The sequence below is a fragment of the Streptomyces aurantiacus JA 4570 genome (assembly GCF_000414115.1).
Taxonomy (GTDB): Bacteria; Actinomycetota; Actinomycetes; order Streptomycetales; family Streptomycetaceae; genus Streptomyces; species Streptomyces aurantiacus_A.
Window position 1 is genome coordinate 1 of the sequence record NZ_AOPZ01000496.1, and the last position, 625, is coordinate 625.

Genomic DNA, 625 nt, shown 5'->3' on the forward strand with positions numbered 1-625 from the left:
CTGCTGCTCCTCGACGAGCCGCTCGCCGCGCTCGACCAGACGACCCGGGCGCACGTACGGCACACCCTGCGCGGGCACCTCGACGGCTTCGGCGGTGTCTGCCTGATCGTCACGCACGACCCGGTGGAGGCCGTGTCCCTGGCCGACCGGGTCCTCGTGCTCGACGGCGGGCGGGCGTTGCAGGACGCGCCGCCCGCCGAGGTGACCCGGCATCCGCGGTCGCCGTGGGTGGCCCGCATGCTGGGGCGCAACGCCTGGCCGGGCACGGCCGACGCCGACGGCACGCTCGCCCTCGCGGGCGCGGGACGCCTCGTCGTCGCGGATCCCCTCGACGCGGGGGTCCGCGCCCTCGCCGTCGTCGCCCCCGAGGCGGTGTCGGTGCACCGGGAGAAGCCGGCGGGCAGCCCGCGCAATGTCTGGCCCGGCACGGTCCGTGAGATCACGACGGCCGGCAGTCGCCTGCGCGTCCTGATCACGTCCCCGGACGCCCCCGACCTCGTCGCCGAGATCACTCCCGCCGCGGCGGCGGAGCTCGCCCTCGTGGACGGGGCGGAGGTGTGGACGAGCGTGAAGGCCACGGAGGTGTCGGTGGTGGAGCTGTAGGTGCCCTCGCGGGGGGCGCCCC

1 protein-coding gene is annotated in these 625 nt (G+C 76.8%); it reads left to right on the plus strand.

The features are described 5' to 3' along the window. On the plus strand, nucleotides 1–603 hold a 603-nt coding region (locus tag STRAU_RS36005), incomplete at its 5' end, for a TOBE domain-containing protein (protein WP_037664191.1). Nucleotides 604–625: the final 22 nt, after the last annotated feature.